A 22342-nucleotide genomic window follows, 5' to 3' on the forward strand; every position below is an offset into this window, starting at 1 on the left:
TCAAGGGTGGCTCGATGCCTCCCCGGCCTTCGCCAGCCCGTAGTTCGGCGATTCATCCGCTGCCTTTGCCGCCTTGTCCGCTGAATACAAGCCGCGCTCCGGACTGACCAGCCAGATCACGCCCCCTGCGAGACCGACGATCACGCTGACGGCCCCCAGCAGGAGCGAGACCGACAGCGCCTCCTCGGAAGGAACGCCGGCGAGGCCCAGACAGCCGACCATCGCCCCCTCACGGACGCCCCAACCGCTGATCGAGATCGGAACAGCCGTCAACAGCACCACCGGCGGAATCAGGATGCCGGCATCCAGCAGGGAGAGCTGCGCCCCCACGCCGCGCGCCAGGGCGTAACAGGCCACCGCCGTCACGAGATGGATGAGGAGCGCCGATCCGAACAGCAAACCGCGTCGCTCGGATTGCAGGAGAAGAAACCTGACGAGCGTTCCGAACCGGACGAAGCTTGCGATCGCGGGAAGCGCGATGAGGCGTTTGGGCAAACGATCGAGCGTCAACAAGACCACGGTACCGGCGACGCCCGCCAGCGTCAGCCCGCCGATGGCCAGGATCGCGGCCTGATTCGACACGCGTGACATCAGGAACGGCAATCCGGCCACCATCAGCACGATCAAGCCGATCAAAGCCGTGAAACGGTCTGCCGCAACGCCCTTGACCGCGTCCGGCCACTGCACGCCACGCTGGCGCAGCAGCCACATCCGCACCGCGTCGCCCCCGACCGACGACGGCAGCACCTGGTTGAACCAGAGGCTGATCATGAGTATCCGCCAGCCGGCGAGCCAGTCCAGCGACACGCCGAGCGCGCGCATGATCAGCTCCCACCGGCCGTTGAGCACGAAGGTCTGAAAGAAGATCAGTGCCAGCGCGAGACCAAACATGACGGGATCGACGGAAACGAGATGGGTCCGCAACTGGCGAAGGTCGAGACCGCGCGCGATGTAGACCAGCACGGCGATCGAGAGCAGCAGCTTCACCGAAAACAGGGCCGCCTGCTTGAACCGCGACTGCATCGGATGCCCCGCCTCAGGACGCAGGATATTCCGCGCGACCAATGACGAGGTCGATCGCGGCCATCATCCAGAACTGGTGCGTGGTCTCGACAATGTTGTAGCTGCGGCTGTCGGCGTAATAATTGACGTCGCCGAGATTGCGCAGCGGATTGTCCTCGTTCATGCCCGACAGCGTGATCACATCGAGCTTCATCGTCCGCGCCTGCGCGACCGCATTGAGAATGTTCTTCGAGCGCCCCGACGAACTGATCGCGACCAGGCAGTCGCCGGCGCGGGCGCTCAGCCGTACGGCATGCGCGAGCCAGTCCTCGAAACCGTAATCATTGGCGAGGCACGACATCATGCTGGCATCGCTGAAGCAGAGGGCGGGCACGGATGCGTTCTTCGCCAAGTCGATCGCGAGGTGCGAGGCGATGCCGGCCGAACCGCCATTGCCGATGAAGATGACGCGACCACCCTGCTCGCGCGCGCGCAACCACATCGCGCGGGTCGCGGAAATTCTGGCGAAAACCCCGTCGTCGATCGCGGTCGCGCGATGAAGACGCCCCACATAATCGTCGAGGAAAGCCTTGTGATCGCGATCGACGGACTCGGCAGGCATGGGTTCGCGGCTCGACTGCAACATGACGCCGTCATACCGACTGTTACTAGGGATTGCAAAGGTATATTGCTTGCAAAACCCACGAACCACTGTTAGTCGGCGTCAGGGTTTCACTCAACATTGGCGACGCCCGCAGGGCATTCGCGCTACGGATGTTCCCTATGAAATGCATCGTTACTGGCGGCGCCGGCTTCATCGGCAGCCACCTCGTCGACCGCCTCCTCGACGACGGCCACGAGGTGATTGCGCTCGATAATTTCGTCATCGGGCGCCCCGAAAATCTGGCCGCGCGCGCCGATTCAGGGCGACTGAAGATTGTGCGAGCCGACGTCACCGACCTCGAATCGATTAGGCCGTATTTCCACGGTATCGACTGGGTCTTCCATCTCGCGGCGCTGGCCGACATCGTTCCCTCGATCGAGTCCCCGATCCCGTATCACCGCGCCAATGTCGACGGCACGGTCAACGTCCTCGAGGCCGCTCGGCAGGCGGGCGTCCGCCGCTTCGTCTACGCCGCGTCGTCATCCTGCTACGGAATTCCCGACGCCTATCCGACGCCGGAGAGCGCCGAAATCCGGCCGATGTATCCCTATGCGCTCACCAAGAATCTCGGCGAGCAGTGCGTCATGCACTGGGGCCAAGTCTACAAGCTGCCCGCTGTCGCGCTGCGCCTGTTCAACGTGTACGGGCCGCGCCATCGCACCACAGGCACCTACGGCGCCGTGTTCGGCGTGTTCATGGCGCAGAAGCTCGCCGGCAAGCCCTTCACGGTGGTCGGCGACGGCGAGCAGACCCGCGACTTCACCTTCGTTAGCGATGTCGCCGACGCCTTCGTGACCGCTGCAAGCTCCGAGGTCTCGAACGAAATTTTCAACGTCGGCTCCGACAACACCTATAGTGTCAACCGGCTGGTCGAGCTTCTCGGGGGCGACAAGGTCCACATTCCCAAGCGCCCCGGCGAGCCCGATTGCACCTATGCCGACATCACCAAGATCAAGCGGGTCCTGAAATGGGCGCCCAAGGTGAAATTCGAAGACGGCGTCGCGACGATGCTGACGTCGATGGACCAGTACAAGGACGCACCGCTGTGGACGGTGGACAAGATCGCGGACGCCACGAAGGACTGGTTCAAGTATCTTGGTGACGACAACGACGCGTCGGGCACGCCGCGTAACGCAAGCTATTGAACAGGTTCGCCAGATAACGTCGCCGCGAATCGATCAATTTCGGGCCGGCCGGCTAAGGCGGACCGGCGCTTTGGATAATACACATGGGTAATTTTCCGACCGACAATCCGGCGTCGACCGACCAACTGGCGACGCATGAAAAGATCAAGACAATCGAGGAACTGGGCGAGATCGCGCGGTCCGCGCAAGCGCAAGGCCGGACGGTTGCGCTCTGCCACGGCGTCTTCGACCTCGTGCATCTCGGCCATATCAGGCACATCCAGGCGGCGCGTAACGAAGGCGACGTCGTCATGGTGACGATCACCTCCGACCGTTACGTCAACAAGGGGCCGGGCCGGCCGATCTTCCCCGAAAACATGCGGGCCGAGATGCTGGCCTCCCTCGCGAACGTCGATTGGGTCGGCATCAATCACACCTCCAGTGCCGAGCCGATCCTGGATACGGTGCGGCCGGACATCTACGTGAAAGGCTCCGACTACGAGAACCCCGAAGACGACGTGACCGGCAAGATCCGGACCGAGCGCGACGCCGTCGAGCGTCACGGCGGACGCATCGTGTTCACGCGCGACGTGACCTTCAGCTCCTCGTCGCTGGTGAACCGCTACTTCGACATCTACGATCCTCCACTGCGCGACTATCTGCAGAAGGTCCGAGAAGGTGGCGGCGCCGAGCGCCTGCTGAAACTGATCGACAAGGTGCAGGACATGCACGTCGTGCTGGTCGGCGACACCATCATCGACGAATACCAGTACGTCACCGCGCTCGGAAAGGCCTCGAAGGAAAACATCGTCGCCACGCTGTTCAAGAACGGCGAGCAGTTTGCCGGCGGCGTCATCGCCGCGGCGAACCATGTCGCGAGCTTCTGCAAGTCGGTGGAGATCGTGACGACGCTGGGTGGCAACGACTACCCCGAAGAGTTCATCCGCGCGCATGTCCGCCCGAATGTCACGTTGACGCCGATCCGCCTTCAGGGACGTCCGACGACCCGCAAATTGCGCTACGTCGAGCTGGGCTATCTGCACAAGCTTTTCGAAGTCTACACCATGGACGACACGCCGCTCGACGAGGCCGCGCGGAAGGAGATCGACCGCGTCACCGCAGAACGGGTTCGCGGCGGGGACGTGGTCATCGTCACCGATTTCGGTCACGGCATGATCGCCCCGAGCACAATCGATGCCCTGAACGCAAATGCCAAGTTCCTGGCGGTCAATGCCCAGAGCAACAGCGGCAATCACGGCTACAATCTCATCACGAAATATCCGCGCGCCGATTACATCTGCATCGACGCGCCGGAGGCGCGTCTTGCGGCAACCGACAAGTTCAGCGACATCGCGTCCGTGATCGAGGCCGGCCTGCACAGCAAAATCGACTGTGACAACATGATCATCACGCACGGCTCCTTCGGCTGCTACCCCTTCTCGTCGAAGACCGGCGTCGCGCGCGTTCCCGCCTTCACCAAGACCGTGGTCGACACCGTCGGCGCGGGGGACGCCTTCCTCACCATCACCGCGCCGCTGGTCGCCGCCGGTGGCAATATCGAGGACGTCGCCTTCATCGGCAACGCCGCCGGCGCGATCAAGGTCGGGATTGTCGGCCACCGCAGCTCGGTCGAAAAGGTGCCGCTGGTCAAGTTCGTCACTGCGTTGTTGAAGTAACGGCAAATACTGGAGAACGACAGTGATTGATCAAAAATGGAATGTGATGGTCACCGGTGGTGCCGGCTATGTCGGCAGCGTGCTGGTTCCCCATTTGCTCGCGGCCGGACACAAGGTCACCGTGCTCGACCTGTTCATGTATGGCGAGGGCGTCTTCGATGCCGTCCGCAACAATCCCAATCTGCGCCTGATCAAGGGCGACATCCGCGATGAAGCCGCGATCAACGAGGCCCTGCGCGGCAACAACGCCGTGATCCACCTCGCCTGCATCTCCAACGACCCGTCGTTCGAGCTGGATCCGGGACTCGGCAAATCCATCAATTACGACTGCTTCCGCCCGATGGTACGCGCCGCCAAGAAGGCGGGCATCAAGCGCTTCATCTACGCCTCCTCGTCCAGCGTCTACGGCATCAAGGACGAGGCCGAGGTGACTGAGGAGCTGTCCTGCGAGCCGCTCACGGACTACTCGAAGTTCAAGGCGATGTGCGAGACCGACCTTGCCGAGGAGGCCGCGTCCGGGTTCGTCGCCTGCACGGTTCGTCCCGCCACCGTCTGCGGCTACGCGCCGCGGCAGCGGCTCGACGTCGTCGTCAACATCCTGACCAATCTCGCGGTCAACACCGGCCGCATCCGCGTGTTCGGGGGAACGCAGCGCCGGCCCAATCTGCACATCGAGGACATGTCCGCAGCCTATCTGTTCCTGCTGCAGCAGGAGGACGCGAAGATCGACGGCAAGACCTACAATATCGGCTACGAGAACCACTCGCTGATGAAGATCGCCGACATCGTCAAGTCGGTGGTCGGCAGCAATGTCGATGTCGTCGTCGAGCCGACCGACGATCTCCGCTCCTACCACGTCTCTTCGGAGAAGATCCGCCGCGAGCTCGGCTTCGCGCCGACCCACACGATCGAGCAGGCCGTGTCCGGCCTCGTGGACGCCTTCAAGGGCGGCCGCCTGCCGAACTCGCTCAACGACCCCCGGTACTTCAACATCAAGATGATGCAGAACATCAGCCTGAAGTGAGCGGCGTGCGGATCGGCATCGATTTCGACAACACGATCGTCTGTTACGACAAGGTCTTTGCCGCCGTGGCACGTCAGCGTGGGCTGGTGCCGGAGGGGTGGGAAGGGCTGAAGACGGACGTGCGGGACCATCTCCGGTCCCGCGCGGGCGGCGAGCTTGCCTGGCAAGGGCTGCAAGGCTTCGTCTACGGCAAGGGAATTGGCGGCGCCGAAATCTATCCGGGGGTGCGGGAATTCCTGGCGGCGTGCAGGCAGGCCGGCGCGAAGGTCTCCATCGTCAGCCACAAGACTCGTTTCGGCCATCAGGACCCCGACCGCACCGACCTGCGTGACGCCGCGCGCGGCTGGCTGCGGGGAGCGCGCCTGATCGACGCTGCGGATGCGGCGCTGGCCATCGGCGACGTCTATTTCGAGGACACGCTTGCCGCCAAGGTCGAGAGACTTGCGAGCCTGGAGCTCGATATCTTCATCGACGATCTCGTCGACGTCTTCGAGCAACCGCATTTTCCGAAGGCCACGCGATCGATCCTGTTCACGCGGACGCAGCCTCCCCACCCCGACCATTGCAAGCCGATGGCGACATGGGCCGATATCCGCCGCGAGGTGTTTGCGGCATGAGCGGGACCGACATCAGCGCGCCGGATGCGATGGCGATCGGCAGCCGCCTGGCCGGGGCGCGGGTCGCGGCCGTCCAGCCGGCACGGTCGGGCGGCAACAACAGGGTGTTTCGACTGGAGATGGCGGAGGGACCGCCCCTCGCCCTCAAGCATTATCCGTCCGACGGACGCGACCGTCTGGGACAGGAATATGACGCGCTCTTGTTTCTTTCGCACCACGGCATCATGTCGACGCCGCGGGCGGTCGCGAAGGACGCGGATGCGTACTGCGCGCTATACCAATGGTTCGACGGCGAGGCCGCGGTGCTGCGTCCCCAGGCCGACGATGCCGACCAACTCGCCGATTTCCTGATCGAGCTGCAGAAGCTGCGCAACGCCGAAGGCGCGCAGAATTTGCGGAACGCCTCAGCCAGCATCTTTTCGCCCGAAGCCGCCATCGCCCAGTACGAGCAGCGCCTGGACGGACTGAGGCAGGCCTCGGATGATCATCCCGACCTGCGCGCGTTCATGGAAGGCAGCCTGGTTCCAAGCACTGCTGCGGCGATTGGGCAGCTCCGCCGCCGCTACGCGGAACTGGGGCGGGATCCCGCGGCGGATCTGGCGCCCGCCCATCGCGCGCTAAGTCCGTCCGATTTCGGACTACACAACGCGCTGCGCGGCGAAGACGGCCGGCTGCGATTCATCGACTTCGAATATTTCGGCTGGGACGATCCGGTCAAGCTCGTGTCCGACACCGCTATTCACCCCGGCAGCGATCTGCCCGAGGCGAGCGCGAATCGATTGATCGAACGGCTGTCGCGGACCTTCGAAGCGAGCGATGACGCGTTTGCGATCCGCCGTGACGTACTGTATCCTCTGTTTGCGGCGATTTGGTGCCTGATCGTGCTGAATGCCTATTTGCCGGAAAGCCGCTCCCGGCGCGCAATGGCTGCGCAAGGTAGCGATCTTACAATCCGCCTTGCCGGTCAGCTCGACAAAGCCCGCCGGCTCCATCAAACGATTTGCACAAGCGATTCGCCGACGTGATCCAGATCTCGCCCCACGCTGAAGCCGCCCTCACCTGCACGCTCGACGAGCGCAGTCTTTATCTGCGCCGCCTTGTCCTGGGCTCTGTCCGCTCCGCGGGACGCGGACATGTCGGTCCGGCCTTGTCGCTGATCGAGATGGTCCGCGTACTCTACGACGACGTGCTGCGAATCGATCCGAAGAATCCGCGCCACCCCGAGCGCGACCGCGCCATCCTCAGCAAGGGCCATGGCTGCCTCGCGCTCTATGCGCTGCTGGCCGACCGCGGCTTCTTCCCACTGTCGGAGCTTGACGGTTTCTGCGGCCCCGACAGCATTTTGGGCGGACATCCCGAATACGGCATGGTGCCGGGCGTCGAGGCGTCGACCGGCGCGCTCGGACACGGCCTGTCGATCGGCGTCGGCCTTGCGCTCGCCGCACGCATGCGCGAGCGCTCCTACCGCACCTTCGTTCTGCTCGGCGACGGCGAGATCAACGAGGGATCGGTGTGGGAAGCCGCCATGGGCGCGGCCAAGCACGGGCTCGACAATCTGGTCGCGTTGATCGACTACAACAAGCTGCAGAGTTACGGGCCTACCGACTACGTCCTGCCGCTGGAGCCGCTCGCGGACAAATGGCGCAGCTTCGGCTTCGCCGTGCAGGAACTCAACGGCCACGACGTCGGCGCGCTGCGCACCGTCCTGAAGCAGGTCCCGGCCGTTCCTGGAAAACCCACCGCGATCATCTGCCATACCGTCAAGGGCAAGGGTCTGCCGGCCGCGGAATCCAACGCCGATTGGCATCACAAGAACAAGCTGACCGACAGCGAGCTCGACGCCATCCGCGTCGCCGTCGGCGATTTTTGATCGGCTCCCCATGCGCAACACCGCGATGAACATGGTCCACAAGCTCGCCACGCGCGACGAGCGGGTGCTTTACATCGGCTCCGATCCAGGCGCCGGCACGCTGCGCGCGATGAGCAAGGAGTTTCCCAAGCGCCATCTGATCGAAGGCATTTCGGAAGCGCACATCATCGGCATGTCGGCCGGCCTCGCGATGGAGGGCTTCGTGCCCTACGTCAACACCATCGCGACATTCCTCACCCGCCGCTGCTACGAGCAGGTGGCGGTCGATCTCTGCCTGCACAATCTGCCGGTGCGGCTGATTGCCAATGGCGGCGGGCTCGTCTACGCGCCGCTCGGCCCCACCCACCAGGCGATCGAGGACATCGCCATCATGCGGGCGCTGCCGAACATGACGGTGATCTGCCCCTGCGATGCCGACGAGGCGGCGCGGCTGATGGAGCAGACGCTCGACTGGACCGGGCCGATCTACATTCGGCTCGGCAAGGGCGGCGACGCCGTCGTCTCGAAGGCCGAGCACGGATTTGAGATCGGCAAGGCCATCCTCATGCGGCCGCCCGGCGATGTCGTCATGGTCACGACAGGCATCATGCTCCAGCGCGCACTCGCTGCGGCCGACCTGCTGGCCGCGCAGGGCATTCGCGCCGGCATCCTGCACATGCATACGGTCAAGCCGCTGGATACCGAAGCCTTGCTGCAGGCGGCGCGCGCCACCCGTCTGCTGGTGACACTGGAAGAGCATGTGCCCTCCGGCGGCCTCGGCAGCGCGGTCGCGGAGACGCTGATCGACAAGCTCGGATCAGGTCTGCCCGCAATGCTGCGGTTGTCGCTGCCGGACCGCTTCATGCACAATTACGGCTCGCAGGACTCGCTGCTGAAGAAGCACGGACTTTCCGCCGACGCCATTGCGACCTCGATCGAGCGCACGCTCGCGGCGTCGCACACCTCCTCTCCTCAACTTCATTCCACCTGATGGGCCCCATGCACGACGTTCGATATTCCTATCTGCTCGAGCAATTCTCCGACCCGGCACCGATCCTGGCCGAGATCGGCCGACTGGTGGCGACCGGTGACTTCACCCTGGGCAAGCCGGTCGCCGAATTCGAACGGCGCTTTGCCGAACTGATCGGCGTGCGTCACGCCATCGGCGTCGGATCGGGTACCGATGCGCTCAAGCTGCCGCTCAAGGCGCTCGGCATCGGCCATGGCGACGAGGTCATCACCGCCGCCAACACGTTCATCGCCACCGTCGGCGCCATCGCGGAAACCGGCGCGACGCCGGTGCTGGTCGACTGCGACGATTCCTTCTGCATGAACGTCGATTACGTCGAAGCCGCGATCACGGCGAAGACCAAGGCCATCATGCCGGTGCAGTTGACCGGCGAGGTCGTCGACATGGGCAAGCTGATGGCGATCGCCCAGCGCCACAACATCCCCGTCGTCGAGGATTCCTGCCAGGGCATCCTGTCGGAGTTTGCCGGAAAGCGGTCCGGCACCCACGGCATCGCGGCCGGCTTCTCCCTGCATCCGCTCAAGAACCTCAACGTCTGGGGCGACGCTGGCGTCGTCGTCACCAATGACGACGGGATGAACGAGAAGCTGCGCCTGATCCGCAACCACGGCATGAAGAATCGCGACGAGATCGCGATCCTCGGCTGCAATTCGCGGCTCGATTCCCTCCAGGCCGTGGTCGGCAACTGGCTGATCGGCCAGACCAGCGAGATCACCCGGCGCCGGATCGAGAACGCGGCCTATTACGACGCGGGCCTTGCCGGCCTGCCCGGCCTGCGCGTGCCGCCGCGCCGGCCCAACGTGAAGCACGTCTACCATCTCTATATGGTGTTCGCCGAGCGCCGCGACGAGCTCTACAAATACTGCCTGGACAATGGCATCGAAGCGAAGATCCACTACCCCATCCCGCTGTATCAGCAGGAAGGCCTCAAGCATCTCGGCTACGCGCCGGGTACCTTCCCCGTCACCGACCGCCACGCCACGGAAGTCATCAGCTTCCCCGTCGACCAGCATCTGACGCGCGCCCAGCAGGACCGCGTCATCGAGACCGTTCGGAAGTTCTGCCATGGACGCTGACACCGGCCGCCGGCGCATCGGTTACGTCAATCTTCCCGCGCAGTTCGAGGAAGAGCGCGGCGAGATCATGCAGGCGGTCGAGGGCGTGTTCCAGCGCGGCGATTTCATCGGCGGCGCGGCCGTCGCGAAGCTCGAAGAGGAGCTCACCACCTATCTCGGTTCACCGCATGTCGTGACGCTGAATTCCGGCACCGACGCACTGATCCTCGCCTTGAGGGCGCTCAACATCGGTCCCGGCGACGAGGTGATCACCCCGCCGAATTCGTTCGTGGCGTCAACCGCCGCGATCATCACCGTCGGCGCCACGCCCGTGTTTGCGGACGTGCTGCCGGACCAGAATATCGATCCCGCCGCGGTCGAGGCTGCCGTTACCCCGCGGACCAGGGCGATCATGCCGGTGCACCTGACCGGACGCATGGCCGACATGAGCCCGCTGATGGCGATTGCCGAAAAGCACGCTCTCGCCGTGATCGAGGATAGCGCGCAGGCGGTCGGCTCGACCTATGACGGTCGGATGAGCGGGACCATCGGAACGTTCGGCTGCTTCTCCGCCCACCCGCTGAAGAACCTCAATGCCGCGGGCGACGCCGGCTTCGTCGTCACCGCCGACGCCGAGCTTGCCGCGAGAATTCGCCGCCTGCGCAATCACGGCCTGATCAATCGCAGTGACGTCCAGGAATGGGGCATCGTGTCACGCCTCGACACGGTCCAGGCCGAGGTGCTTCGCATTCGCCTGCGTCACCTGCCCTCTGTCATCGAACGCCGGCGTCGCAACGCCGCCCAATACCGCGCCGAACTCGCCGGCCTGCCCCTGTTCATTCCGCCCTGCCGCAACATCGAGTTCAACACCTTCCACACCTTCGTCGTGCAGACGGACCGTCGCGACGACTTCCAGAAATATCTTGCCGGCAAGGGCATCGAGACCGCGATCCACTATCCGGTCCCGATCCACCTCCAGGAGGCGGCGGCGCATCTGGGTCACGGTCGCGGCGCGTTCCCGGTGACCGAGCGGCAGGCGGATCAGATCCTCACGCTCCCCATCAACCAGTTCCTCTCGGCCTCCGATATCAGCTATGTTTGCGCGACCTCCCGGGAGTATTTTGCATGAGCGACACGGCTTTCCTCGGAGCCGACGAGCAGGCGCTGGCGCAACGCTTCATCGACGACGGCTTCGTCACCACACCGGCCGACGATCGCGCCGGGCTCGACCGGATCCAGCGGCGCGCCGCCGAGCTCGCGGCGGACTATCTGAAGCTGCCGCACGGCAACGATCCCTACGAGATGCTCGACACCGTCCACACGCGGGTGGGCGTGGATGATCTCAACGGCCTGCGGCTGCACGTCTTCAACGGCCTCAACGCCGAACCCTGGTTCCGGCCGACCTATTTCCGCCTGGCGCGCTCGACGATCGAGACCATCGTCGGCAACGAGCTCTGCATGCAGCGCCGCGTCAATCTCAGTATCCAGCTCCCCGGCGACGACTCGTCCCTGCTCGCCACCCATTCCGACGTCTGGTCGGGCGACTCGCCGTTCGAGGTCGTGGTGTGGGTACCCCTGGTCGACGTCCACCGTAGCAAATCGATGTATCTGCTGCCGCCGTCCCTGAACGGCGACATGCAGGACCGGATGGCAAGCCTACGCAGCGCCGAGGAGCTGTACAAGACCATCAAACCGCACGCGACCTTCATCGAGATTCCCTACGGTCACGTGATGCTGTTCAACCAGACCCTGATGCACGGCAATCGAGTTAACGAAGAAGCCGGCACGCGCTGGAGCATGAACTGCCGCTTCAAGAGCATCATGTCGCCCTACGCGGACAAGCGATTCGGCGAGTTCTTCGAACCGATCCTGCTGCGCCCGGCCACGCGCGTCGGCATGCAATACAAGCTGCCGGGAGGCTTCCATGGCTGAGCGAGCCGGCCATCGCGGCTATATCGGCGCCCGGCCGCTGAACGGCAGCCGCACCCCGCAGCACGTCCAGAACATCGTGATTCGCGACTACGCGCGGCGCAAAAACCTGCACTATCTGCTCAGCGCTGCCGAGCACACCATGCCAGGCAGCTACATGGTGCTCGAGGACATCCTGGACGAGCTGCCGCGGTTACACGGCCTGATTCTCTACAGCATCTTCATGCTGCCGCCCGACGAGGCACGGCGGCGGGAGATCTACGACCGCGTGCTGCGCGAGGGCTGCGACCTGCACGCGGCCGTCGAGGAGATCACGCTGTCGTCGCGGGACGGCATCCAAGCCGTCGAGGACATCCTGCTCGTCAACAAATTCGCGACCATCCTGTGACGATGCCGCGGACCGGCTGGGGACAATGACCGAGATCAACCTGCTCCAGCCGATGCACGCATCGACCAAGCGGAACTACGTTCAGCGCGTGGTCGAGCACGACAAGGCGGAATCCGCCACCGTCGCGCGGCAATGGGGACACGACTACTGGGACGGCGACCGCCGCTATGGCTATGGCGGCTACCGCTACGATGGACGCTGGCGCCCGCTCGCCCAGACCCTGATCGATCGCTACGGCATCAAGCCCGGCATGAGCGTGCTCGATGTCGGCTGCGGCAAGGGCTATTTGCTTTATGAGTTCACCCAGCTCGTGCCCGGCCTCACGGTCGCCGGCATCGACATCTCCGACTATGGCATCGCCAATGCCAAGGAGGAGGTGCGGTCGCAGTTGAAGGTCGGCAGCGCCGTCGATCTCCCCTACCCCGACCACAGTTTCGATCTCGTGGTGTCGCTCGGCGTGCTCCACAATCTTCCGCTCGAGGACGTCTTCCGCGCGGTGTCGGAGATCGAGCGGGTCGGGCGCGGCGCCTCGAAATACCTGATGGTGGAATCGTTCCGCGACGAGCGCGAGAAGGCAAACCTGCTCTACTGGCAGCTGACTTGCCTGAGTTTCCACGGTCCGGAAACCTGGGCCTGGATCTACGACAAATGCGGGTACCGGGGCGACCATGGGTTCATCTTCTTCGAATGAAGCAACGGGCCTGCGCCGGCCGAGCTCACTGCGCGCGCAAAATCCGGAAGTGTATTATTCGGACGACGCCATCGTCACGGCCGATGACGCCACGATCGCCGAACTGAAGCGCATCGCCGCCGGCAACCCGCGCCTGCGCAGCCGGCTGTGCACGCATCCCGATCCTTCGTCCGGCCTGCACGAGATGCTGATCGTGCATCATCGCGAGGCCTATGTGCGGCCGCACAAGCATTTTGGTAAACCGGAATCCTTCCACGTCATTGAGGGCACCGCGCAGGTCGTGATCTTCGAAGATGACGGTCAAATTCGCGACGTGCTCGAAATGGCGCCTTACGGCCAAGCCAAGCGCTGCTACTACCGGATGCCCGAACAGGTGTTTCACTCGATCCTGATCACCTCGGAGTGGCTGGTGTTTCACGAAACCACCGCCGGCCCGTTCGATCCCTCCCGCACGGCATTTCCCGATTGGGCTCCCGACGGCAGCGATGCTGCTGCTGTCCGGGACTATGTCGGGAACGTTGGTGCGCTTGCCACGGAGAGGCTGGCGAGACAATAATTTCGGCGACCATCACTGCTCGACTATCCCGCCTTGAACGTTCGAGGACGACCTAGCCGATGAAGCTGCCTGGTACGAAAGCACTGGTTACCCTGCTCAAGTTCATCGTCTCGATCGGCATCCTCGTGTTGATCATGCGTGGCCAGAACTTCTGGTCGCTGAAGGCCGATCTTCTCGCCGTCGATGTGACCATGCTGGCGCTGTCAGTACTGCTGCTGTTCGCCCAAACCTTCATGCTCTGCCACCGATGGATCCTGATTCTCCGGGCGATGGGGGTCTCGCTGGATTGGCTGGCGGGATGGCGCATCCTCATCATCAGCACCTTCTTCAACCAGGTGATGCCCGCGGGCGGTGATGCCGTACGCATCTGGCTGCTGCGGCGGCACGGAGAGCAATGGTCGCAGACGATCAGCAGCATCGTTGCCGATCGTTTCCTCGCGATGCTGGCTCTCGTCGTCATCATCCTGGCGGGAATGCCGTTCCTGCTCCCGCGCGTCAGCGACAGTTCACTGCTTTTCGCCATCATGGCCGTACTTGCCTTCGCATGTCTCGGCGTGATCACCCTGGTTACGCTGAGCTGGTGGCCGCCTCGCGTGGTCGCGGCACTGCCGGCCAAGATCGTGCAATTCGTGATGCTGGTCAGAGCTCCGTTGCTGGCGAGTGAAGGGCGGATGACATTGATCGCGTCCGCCATCGTCATCCATCTGATGACGGTCACAGCCTGTTACGTCCTTGGGATCGGACTGGGCGCGCAGCTGTCCGCACTTGACGCATTCGTCCTCGTCCCGCTGGTCATTCTGTCGTCGGCGGTCCCGATCTCGATTGGAGGATGGGGAGTCCGTGAAGGCGCGATGGTTGCGGCGCTCGGCCTGGCGGGCATCGCGTCCGACAAGGCACTCGCGATATCGGTTCTCCTCGGACTCGGCGGCCTGATCGTTGGATTGTTCGGCGGCCTGGTGTGGCTCGTCGCACCGGAGCGCGCCAACTTCAGCTCGGACAAGGTGCAGGCGGTTGCGGAACCGGCCGACGCCGCGCCGGTTTAGCAATGAGCAGCAGCGGACAAGATCAAGCCATCGGAATTTCGCGCCTCCACTCCCTCATTGGAGCGTTGTGGTGGCGCGTTCTCATCCTTGCGCCGGCCGCGCTGTCCATCTGGTGCTTGAACCGGAGCGGCACTTACCGGGCCCTGATTTTCGACGGTGGCTGGACGACGCGATTTTACATTGTCGCCTGGATTGCGCTGACGCCCTATCTCGGGTGGATCGTGATGGCCACCGGGCGCGTGACGTATTCGCTGATCAAGCACGTGGCCGCCCGGCGGATCGATGAATTCTTCGTCGGCGCGTCGACCCTCATCCTGGCCGGCCTGACATTCGGTGCATTGTCGATCCTGTATGCGCAGCTCGTTCTCGGCGCGATGCTGGCAATCCTGCTGTGGGACACGCGCAGCTTCAGAATGCCGTCGCAGATCGTGACGAACTATGCATTGTGGTTGGTCTCGCTAGTCGGCCTCGCAGTCCTGGCGATGGTATTTCTCGATCGCGCTGCAATGCCTGACGTCATCTCGACCGACGTCCAGCAGCTCTACGCGCCCTATCTCGCGGAAGTCGCGCGGAACCACAGCATCTGGCTCGCCCCCGACAATCCCATCTTCTCCGATTTCGAGATTGGCCACGGCAACGGCCTGCACCTGCTGCTGGCGACATTCCTGCCTCCTCAGCTGACCCAGATCGTTTCGTTTCTCTACTATGCCGCAATCGGGTGGGTCATCCTTGAGCTCTGCCGGATGCTGGTGCCCTTGGAGACGTTCGGACCTCAATGGGACCGCGCAGCAGCGCCAGTCGCGGTCGGCATCGCCGTCCTCGGCCTCGCCTGGGACCCCGGTCTCCACATCATGGAGTTTGGGAAATACCACCTCCAGACGGCGGCATTCTTCTTCTACGCGTTGCTCGTCGTCAGCGGACCTTCCAAGGGCCGCGATGGTCTCGGCGCTGGGATCTGTGGCTTGGCCCTGGCTGTTACCTATCCGCTCTATGCGGCGTTCATGGGCCTGATCGCCGCGCTGGGCGCATTCACCAAAATGCTCCAGCGCGATCGATCCGGTTTCATCACGAGCGTCATGCTCGGGCTGGGAGCGACCGCCGGGTGCATCCTGATCTTTGCCGTCAATTATTTCTACCTCGGAATTCCCGCGACCAATCCATACTCGATCTTCCGGCACGTCGTATCGGAGAGCCGTTTTTCACAGTTCGGCAGCCTCGACATCCTCGATTACTTTGTGCTGTCTCAATCGCTGGGCGTGAGCGACTTCTCCATGAAAGTTGGATGGGGCGCTGCGGTCGTGCTGGTGAAGACAATCGTCAAATCCGCCGTACTTCTTGCAACGATCCTTCTCGTTGTCGCGTTCGTGGACGCGAGGCTGTTTCCCACGCGCTCCTTTGCTTCGAGGCCCGCACCGAAGGGTTTGACGGCGGGGGTCTTTATCCTGGTCGCTTATCTCGCCAGCGTTCGATTCCTCGACTCGACCCTGCAGATTCCGAGCCTGATCAGGTTGTCGATTCATATGAACGCACTTATCCCCATTGCGACCATTGCCATCGCCTTTTGGGGACTGACGGTCGCGTGGCGATTGCTGCCAACCTCGTTCACTGGACGTGCCGCTCCCCACATTGCGGTCCTGACGATCGTCTTGGCCTGCGCTTCGGTCGTTCACGCGGTTCCCTGGCAGAGTTTCGTTGGCGACGGGACCGTAGCTTTTGTACGCGGAAGCCCGCTCGAGCAAATGCCTCGTGTGCGCCTCGACTGGCGTCGGTGCGACGAACTGCAGCAGGCGACGGGTACTGATCGCATTCTCGCCCTCAACGGTTATCGAGCGATGGTGCCCTGCTATTTCTCGTCGCTGCTCACGCGAGGCAAGATCATTCATACTTATCAGAGCGACGTGGCGCGCAACTTTAAGAGCATCGCACTGGGGAGCGCCGATGCTGCGGAAGCCACACTCCGATCGCTGGGCGTGAAGCTGTTCTATGTCCAGAAGGGGAATTGCGACTTCTGGCTCAACGGCTTCTCCGATCTGTTTCAAGCGGACGAGTTGGCGAAACGCTTTGCCGTCTATCGCGAGACCCCCGACTACTGGATGTTGACGTGGAGGAACGGGGATCAATTGGTGAGCCCGGAAGCTACGACGGGAATCGCAACGCTCAGGTTGAGATCGAAGGAGATCTACCGGGAAGCCTATGGCGAGGAGCCATTTGAGGTGGTCAAGCACCGCCTGCCCCAGAACGGCAAGCGGGGAGATCTCGCGGTCCTCGAATATCTGGGCCAGTGCCACTAAGGCTGACGCCCATGGCATTGTGCTCGAGATTGACGAATCGACGCCTTGGGTTGATGCCTTGGATTGAGGCTTGGCAACGCAACTTAAGAATTGTGGCACAGCCTCTAGCGCGATATAGGCTTCAACTACGCCGCGCATCACTCCCGGGGCGTCGATTTCCCTCGCTTTTCCTGCAAAGAGCCAGACCCGTGACCGACCATTGCCGCCTCTGCCATTCGTCCAACCTGCGTCCGGTTATCGACCTCGGACAGATGCCGATTGCACATCGGCTCCGGCACAGCCGGGACGAGCAGGACGAACGCTATCCGTTCGAGGTGCTGGCCTGTGGCGAGTGCGGCCTGCCCCAGATCGTCAAGCCGATCGACCCCGACATCCTGTACCGGCAGTTCAACTACAATTTCAGCAGCTGGAAGCCGGAGCCGCACCAGGTCGACGAGCTCGATACCATCGCCAAATTCTCGAGCCATCAATCCGTGTTCGAGATCGGATGCAACGACGGCCTGTTCATGGACAAGCTTCGTGAACGGGGCGCGAAGGTTTTGGTGGGCGTGGAGCCCAACCCGGTGTCGGGCAAGATCGCCCGCGAGCGCGGCATCAAGGTCTATGCCGACATGATCAGCCCGGCGCTGTGTCACGACGCGGTCGCCGAGGCCGGCAAATTCGACCTCGTCGTCTCGCGCCAGGTGCTGGAGCACATCGTCGATTTCGAGAACTTTTTCGACTGCGTGAAGATCGCACTCAGCGAGGACGGGCTGCTGTTCATCGACGTGCCTGATTTCGCACCCGGCTCGACGGCGGGCGACCTCTCGGTTCTGTGGGAGGAGCACGTCAGCTACTTCACCGAGCCGACGCTGCTCGCGCTGCTGGCGCGCCACGGCTTCGAGGCGGTGTCGGTGAAGAAATACAATTTCAGCGGCGGCAGCCTCGCAATCGCGGCGCGCCGCGCGACGCGTGAGGTGACGCCGCCGCCCGCGCCGTCCGGCGTCGGCGAGAAATTCGGTCGGCTCGCACGGGAGTACGGCGCGCGGCTCCGCCCGATCCTCGCCAAGGCCCGCGCCGACGGCGCCGAGATCGCCATCTACGGCGCCGGCTGCCGCGCCTGCACCTTCACTAACGCCCACGAACTCGCGGATCTCGTCGATCTCTCGGTCGACGACCAGAAGGAGCGCCAGGGGTTGTTCCTGCCCGGCACCGGCATTCCGATCCGCTCCCCGGAGGACCTCGCCGGCAAGTCGGATCCGCTCGTCTGCCTTCTGGCCGTGAACCAGGAGAACGAAGACAAGGTCAGCAGCCGGCTGCGCGAGAACGTGAAGCGTCCGCTCCACATCGTTTCGATCTTCGCGCCCTCGGACATCTGGAGCGAGCTCGATCGTCTCGAGGCGGCCGCAGGGTCGCGGCATGGCTGAGGACAAGCTCTTCAACTATTACGAACGTCAGGACGTCCTGCCCACGTTCGGGAATTTCAAATCCGCCGCCGAACTGGGCGCCTATGCCGGCCTGCGGCGCGAGTTGTTTTCGGACAAGCTGGTGTTGCCGCCGCGATTGTTCCGCGACGCCGATGTGCTCGAATTCGGCCCTGATTCCGGCGAGAACGCGCTGGTGTTCGCGGGCTGGGGAGCGAACATGACGCTCGCCGAGCCGAACCGGCATGCGCACGCGAAAATCCAGGCTTACTTCGCGCATTTCAGCCAAGCACAGCGTCTGCGTGAACTCGTATCGTCCGATGTCGAAGGATTTCGCAGCGATCGTCGCTTCGACATCATCGATGCCGAGGGATTCATCTACACGGTGCAGCCGACTGAAAATTGGCTCGGTATCTTTCACCGGCTGCTCAATCCGGACGGTTACGCCGTCGTTTCCTATTACGAGCGCTACGGCGGCTTCTTCGAGCTCGCACTCAAGGCGATTCATGCGGCCGGCAAGGCGCTGACGGGCCGTCCCGGGCTCGAAACGGCGAAGATGCTTTTCGACGCGAAATGGAACAGCATTCCGCACACGCGCAGCTTCGAATCCTGGCTGATGGACGTGCTTGAAAATCCGTTCGTCCGCTACCGCTACTTCCTCGACGCGGGAGCCTTGTGTACGGCGGCGCACGAGCAGGGATTCGATATCCATTCGGCGTGGCCAGCCTATCGCGACGGCCTGGACGTCTACTGGCACAAGAAGGTCCTGTCCGACGACGAGAAGCTGCGGCGAGCGACGCGCCACCTCGGCCGCAGCCGTTTGAGCTTTCTCGGCGGACGGAAGCTCTATCTGGCCGGCAGGACCGAAGCGGTCGACGCGATCTCGGCTTCGATCGAGGCACTGGTTCTCGATGTCGATGGGATGATCGACGATCCCATCGGCGACAGCCTGCCCCGTGTGATCGCGAGCCTCGCGTCGCTGCGTGAGACGATACGGACGACGGATATCCTCGCCGACGATGCTTCCGACATCGACGCCATCATTGCGACCCTCGACAGTTTCCATCGTATCTTTGGCGCGATCGGGCGAAGGGATGCGTCCGCAGTCACCGCCCTCACCCAATCCGACCAGGCGTTCATCAACACCTGGGGACAGCCGGCGCATTTCCTCGTCATCCGGAAGCGCTTCGAGGGATCCTAGCAAGTGAGGCCAGGCATTGGCATCATCGGAACGGGCATGGTCGGCCAGATGTGCCACCTCGCCAATTTCGCCGCCAATCCCGCCTGTCGCGTTGTCGCGATCGCCGATCTCCGGCCTGATCTCGCTGCCGCGGCGGCGCAAAAATTCGACATCGCGCGGGTCTACGGCACGCACCGGGACCTGCTGGCGGACAGCGAGGTGTCCGCCGTCGTCGTCGTGACGAAGCGTCGCGCCACCGGTCCGATCGTGCTTGATGCGTTGAACAGCGGCCGGCATGTGCTGTCGGAAAAGCCGATGGCCTACACCACGGCGCAAGCCGTTTCACTGGCTGCGGCGGCGCGGCGGCAAAACCTCGTCTACAGCATCGGCTACATGAAGCGTCATGACGCCGGTGTGGCGCGCGCGCTAGCCGAGTTGACGCGCATACGGGCGGATCAGTCGCTTGGACGCGTTATCGGCGCGCGAGGCTGGTGCTTCGGCGGCCACACTGGCCGGGCGCAGGACAACTTCGTCATGACCGGCGAAGCGCGGCCGGACGGGCTCGAGCTCTGGCAGGATGGGCCCGACTGGATGCCGGGCGCGATGCGACCCGGCTACGACAATTTTCTGAACGTGTTCAGCCATATCATCAATCTCGCGCGCTATTTGCTCGGATCGTCCCCGGCCGTCGCCCAAAGCGCCGTCGAGACTTCGGGCGCGGCGACCGTGACGCTCGACTTCGACGGCGTCGCCTGCACGCTGCAACTGGCGAATGGATCCGAAGGCATCTGGCGCGAGGGACTGAGCATTGCGTTCGAGCGGGGCGCACTGACCATCGAATTGCCGCCGCCTTTTGCCGAGCAGGAGGCGGAGGTCATCCTCGATCAGCAGGGACAGCGCACGCAATTGTCGCGTGAAAACAGTTGGGCGTTTCGGCGTCAGGCCGATGCATTCGTCACCGATATGATCGAACAGAGAACGCCGCTGGCTTCCGGCGAAGATTCCGTGGCCGACATCGCCCTTGCGGAGGCGATCTGGAAACTGCCGATCAGCGGCTAGGCTTCGCGCCATCGAGCGGCAGAATCCCGGCGATGGGCCCCACCTTGATGCTCACCTGCGCGATCTGTCCGAGCAGCTCCGAGACCTCGCAGCGTGCCAGCAGCCGGCATGCATAGTACCTCCGCACCAGAGCCTGATTCGGGGCCGCGCCAGGCCCCGGCTGAAGCGAAATCGTCGCCTGCCGGCCCGATGGATCGACATGAGAAAACGCGCTGCTTGGCGCGGTCCGGGCCACCTCCAAATCCCGCAGGACGCTCGGCCGCTCGGCGCGCAAGGCAAATCCGACGAAGGGCTGGTTACCCCAGGCTAGGCGGAGCATGCCAGTGACCTCGGCGAAGCCGAACGGCACGTGGCGCGACGGGTAGTCGAGGAAACCGTCATCGAGCGCGAAGACCGTTGCTGCCGGCTGGGCTTGGTTGGCAAGATGGTGCGTCAACGCCTGCTGCTTGAGGGTCCTCGCCTGCATGAAGGCGTAGTCGGTCCACAGCATGCCGATCGACAGCATTGTCCCCAATCCGAACACGACCGCGAAGGCAGCGCCCGGGCGTACCCAGCGTTCGGCCCCTCGCTTGACGGCGAGAAGCATCAGCGCCGACGGCAGGCCGAACATCAGCAGATGACGGCTCTCGTAGAAATGCGTGGAGGAAGGCGGAATGCCGACGATCAGATAGGGGAGCGACAATGCCAGGAACAGTATCACGGCGAGCGCGAACGGCAGGACATTGGCGCGTCGCGTCGCGGTCGCTTCCATTTCGGCGCGCAGCAGGAGCAAGGCGATGCCGACCAGGAGCGCGGCCGCGATGAAGGGCATCGGGGCCTTGCCCGCAGCCTGGTACGCGTGGAGTACGACGTCTTTGTAGCCGGTGACGTAGAATGCCTCCCATCCCTGCAGCAATTCGCCGGAGGTGAGGAAATGAGCATTGTAGTACTGCGCATACACGCCGCTGCGCTTGAACCAGAGGTTGAGCGCGCCCCAATAGACCAGGGGGAGCACCGCCAGTTCCGGATAACGGGTCGCGCAGTACCAGGCTGCGCGCCATGTCCGCTGGATCGGCCCCTGCGCAGCGTCGCGGCTGCGCCACACCGCGATGAAGAGACCCAGCATCACGAAAGCATACAGCACGATCGTCGAGTTGAGCGCGAAGCTGAGCATGAACACGAGCACGCAGGCCAGGCGGAGCAGCGCGCACCGCATGCCGCGCGCACCGTGGGCCAGCATCAACAACCAGGTCCCGAAGAACAGCAGCCCGAAGCTGAGCACGTAGACCGCGTTCGCCTTGCCCGCCCACAGCTGGTAGCCGGGATAGGTCCAGACGATCAGCGCGAAGCCGACCGCCTCGGCGCGGTCGAGCAGATCAAGTCGCGTCGCGGTCAGCGCCATCGACATCGCGCCGAGGACAATTCCGGCGCATGCCAGCGACACCATCACGGCGACCGGCGCGCCGGTCCAATTGGCGAACCTGTCGTAGCTGAAGAAGATCGGATGGCCCGCGCCGCGCAGCAGGAAATCGATGTCGACGATGAAGTCCGGACGCGGCTTGAGCACCAGCCAGTCGTCCATGAAGAGGCCGTCGTTCAGGAGCATCGGCGCATGCGCGATCAGCAACAGCGCCAGCAGAATTGCTGTCGCGCGACGCATTGCGGATGTGCTGGAACGGCGGAACGATGGCATCGGCGGCAAGAGTTCGCACGCCCCTTCGACCGCCGCAAGAGCCGGATGGCGAACTCCCAATTGATCATTTCCCCCAAAAATGCGACCTC

21 protein-coding genes are annotated in these 22342 nt (G+C 63.6%); 18 read left to right on the forward strand and 3 right to left on the reverse strand.

Translation table 11 applies throughout. The annotated features are described in order from the left end of the window. Nucleotides 1-987: a lysylphosphatidylglycerol synthase transmembrane domain-containing protein gene (locus IVB31_RS18790; protein WP_247325000.1), complete on the reverse strand. Its 987-nt coding sequence runs from the start codon at nucleotides 985-987 to the stop codon at nucleotides 1-3. Nucleotides 988-1036: 49 nt separating this feature from the next. Beyond that, nucleotides 1037-1624, reverse strand: a complete 588-nt coding sequence (locus IVB31_RS18795; RefSeq protein WP_247325001.1) for an SIS domain-containing protein — start codon at nucleotides 1622-1624, stop codon at nucleotides 1037-1039. 161 nt (nucleotides 1625-1785) lie between these two features. Between IVB31_RS18795 and IVB31_RS18800 the strand changes: the two genes are divergently transcribed. The 18 genes from IVB31_RS18800 to IVB31_RS18885 all read left to right on the forward strand — a co-directional run bounded on the left by IVB31_RS18800 (nucleotide 1786) and on the right by IVB31_RS18885 (nucleotide 20581). Next, on the forward strand, nucleotides 1786-2811 hold the full coding sequence (locus IVB31_RS18800; RefSeq protein ID WP_247325003.1) for an SDR family oxidoreductase: 1026 nt from the start codon (nucleotides 1786-1788) through the stop codon (nucleotides 2809-2811). An 83-nt stretch (nucleotides 2812-2894) separates the two neighbouring features. Beyond that, on the forward strand, nucleotides 2895-4466 hold the full coding sequence (locus IVB31_RS18805) for a PfkB family carbohydrate kinase (protein WP_247325005.1): 1572 nt from the start codon (nucleotides 2895-2897) through the stop codon (nucleotides 4464-4466). A gap of 22 nt (nucleotides 4467-4488) precedes the next feature. Then, the gene (locus IVB31_RS18810) at nucleotides 4489-5490 is read left to right on the forward strand and encodes an SDR family oxidoreductase (protein ID WP_247325006.1); all 1002 of its coding nucleotides are present in this window, start codon (nucleotides 4489-4491) and stop codon (nucleotides 5488-5490) included. Nucleotides 5491-5495: 5 nt separating this feature from the next. After that, the gene (locus IVB31_RS18815) at nucleotides 5496-6107 is read left to right on the forward strand and encodes a hypothetical protein (RefSeq protein WP_247325007.1); all 612 of its coding nucleotides are present in this window, start codon (nucleotides 5496-5498) and stop codon (nucleotides 6105-6107) included. Continuing rightward, the gene (locus IVB31_RS18820) at nucleotides 6104-7132 is read left to right on the forward strand and encodes an aminoglycoside phosphotransferase family protein (RefSeq protein WP_247325008.1); all 1029 of its coding nucleotides are present in this window, start codon (nucleotides 6104-6106) and stop codon (nucleotides 7130-7132) included. The genes IVB31_RS18815 and IVB31_RS18820 overlap by 4 nt, the downstream gene beginning before the upstream one ends. Continuing rightward, a complete protein-coding gene (locus IVB31_RS18825; RefSeq protein ID WP_247325010.1) occupies nucleotides 7129-7977 on the forward strand; it encodes a transketolase in 849 nt (282 codons plus the stop codon). The genes IVB31_RS18820 and IVB31_RS18825 overlap by 4 nt, the downstream gene beginning before the upstream one ends. A 10-nt stretch (nucleotides 7978-7987) precedes the next feature. Further along, entirely contained in the window at nucleotides 7988-8947 is a 960-nt protein-coding gene (locus IVB31_RS18830; protein WP_247325011.1) for a transketolase C-terminal domain-containing protein, read from the forward strand. Nucleotides 8948-8955: 8 nt separating this feature from the next. After that, nucleotides 8956-10062 (forward strand): DegT/DnrJ/EryC1/StrS family aminotransferase, encoded by a 1107-nt coding sequence (locus tag IVB31_RS18835; protein WP_247325012.1) that lies wholly within the window; start codon nucleotides 8956-8958, stop codon nucleotides 10060-10062. Beyond that, entirely contained in the window at nucleotides 10052-11170 is a 1119-nt protein-coding gene (locus tag IVB31_RS18840; RefSeq protein WP_247325013.1) for a DegT/DnrJ/EryC1/StrS family aminotransferase, read from the forward strand. Before IVB31_RS18835 ends, IVB31_RS18840 begins: the two co-directional genes overlap by 11 nt. Beyond that, nucleotides 11167-11973, forward strand: coding sequence for a sporadic carbohydrate cluster 2OG-Fe(II) oxygenase (locus tag IVB31_RS18845; RefSeq protein WP_247325014.1), 807 nt, complete (start codon nucleotides 11167-11169; stop codon nucleotides 11971-11973). The genes IVB31_RS18840 and IVB31_RS18845 overlap by 4 nt, the downstream gene beginning before the upstream one ends. Next, entirely contained in the window at nucleotides 11966-12358 is a 393-nt protein-coding gene (locus IVB31_RS18850) for an LIC12192 family sporadic carbohydrate cluster protein (RefSeq protein WP_247325015.1), read from the forward strand. The genes IVB31_RS18845 and IVB31_RS18850 overlap by 8 nt, the downstream gene beginning before the upstream one ends. Nucleotides 12359-12383: 25 nt before the next feature. Continuing rightward, the gene (locus IVB31_RS18855; RefSeq protein WP_247325016.1) at nucleotides 12384-13049 is read left to right on the forward strand and encodes a class I SAM-dependent methyltransferase; all 666 of its coding nucleotides are present in this window, start codon (nucleotides 12384-12386) and stop codon (nucleotides 13047-13049) included. Next, nucleotides 13027-13605: a WbuC family cupin fold metalloprotein gene (locus IVB31_RS18860; RefSeq protein WP_247325017.1), complete on the forward strand. Its 579-nt coding sequence runs from the start codon at nucleotides 13027-13029 to the stop codon at nucleotides 13603-13605. The genes IVB31_RS18855 and IVB31_RS18860 overlap by 23 nt, the downstream gene beginning before the upstream one ends. A 59-nt stretch (nucleotides 13606-13664) precedes the next feature. Next, nucleotides 13665-14648 (forward strand): lysylphosphatidylglycerol synthase transmembrane domain-containing protein, encoded by a 984-nt coding sequence (locus tag IVB31_RS18865; protein ID WP_256464329.1) that lies wholly within the window; start codon nucleotides 13665-13667, stop codon nucleotides 14646-14648. Between the two features lie 2 nt (nucleotides 14649-14650). Continuing rightward, nucleotides 14651-16939 (forward strand): hypothetical protein, encoded by a 2289-nt coding sequence (locus tag IVB31_RS18870; protein WP_247325018.1) that lies wholly within the window; start codon nucleotides 14651-14653, stop codon nucleotides 16937-16939. 188 nt (nucleotides 16940-17127) lie between these two features. Further along, nucleotides 17128-18345: a class I SAM-dependent methyltransferase gene (locus IVB31_RS18875; protein WP_247325019.1), complete on the forward strand. Its 1218-nt coding sequence runs from the start codon at nucleotides 17128-17130 to the stop codon at nucleotides 18343-18345. Further along, a complete protein-coding gene (locus IVB31_RS18880) occupies nucleotides 18338-19543 on the forward strand; it encodes a class I SAM-dependent methyltransferase (protein WP_247325020.1) in 1206 nt (401 codons plus the stop codon). Before IVB31_RS18875 ends, IVB31_RS18880 begins: the two co-directional genes overlap by 8 nt. 3 nt (nucleotides 19544-19546) lie before the next feature. Then, complete coding sequence (locus tag IVB31_RS18885) at nucleotides 19547-20581, forward strand: Gfo/Idh/MocA family oxidoreductase (RefSeq protein WP_247325021.1); 1035 nt, start codon at nucleotides 19547-19549, stop codon at nucleotides 20579-20581. Here the strand turns inward: IVB31_RS18885 and IVB31_RS18890 are convergent. Further along, nucleotides 20571-22220, reverse strand: a complete 1650-nt coding sequence (locus IVB31_RS18890; RefSeq protein WP_247325023.1) for a hypothetical protein — start codon at nucleotides 22218-22220, stop codon at nucleotides 20571-20573. The two genes, IVB31_RS18885 and IVB31_RS18890, sit on opposite strands and share 11 nt — an antisense overlap. Nucleotides 22221-22342 lie beyond the last annotated feature (122 nt).

The organism is Bradyrhizobium sp. 21, from assembly GCF_023073335.1.
GTDB lineage: Bacteria > Pseudomonadota > Alphaproteobacteria > Rhizobiales > Xanthobacteraceae > Bradyrhizobium.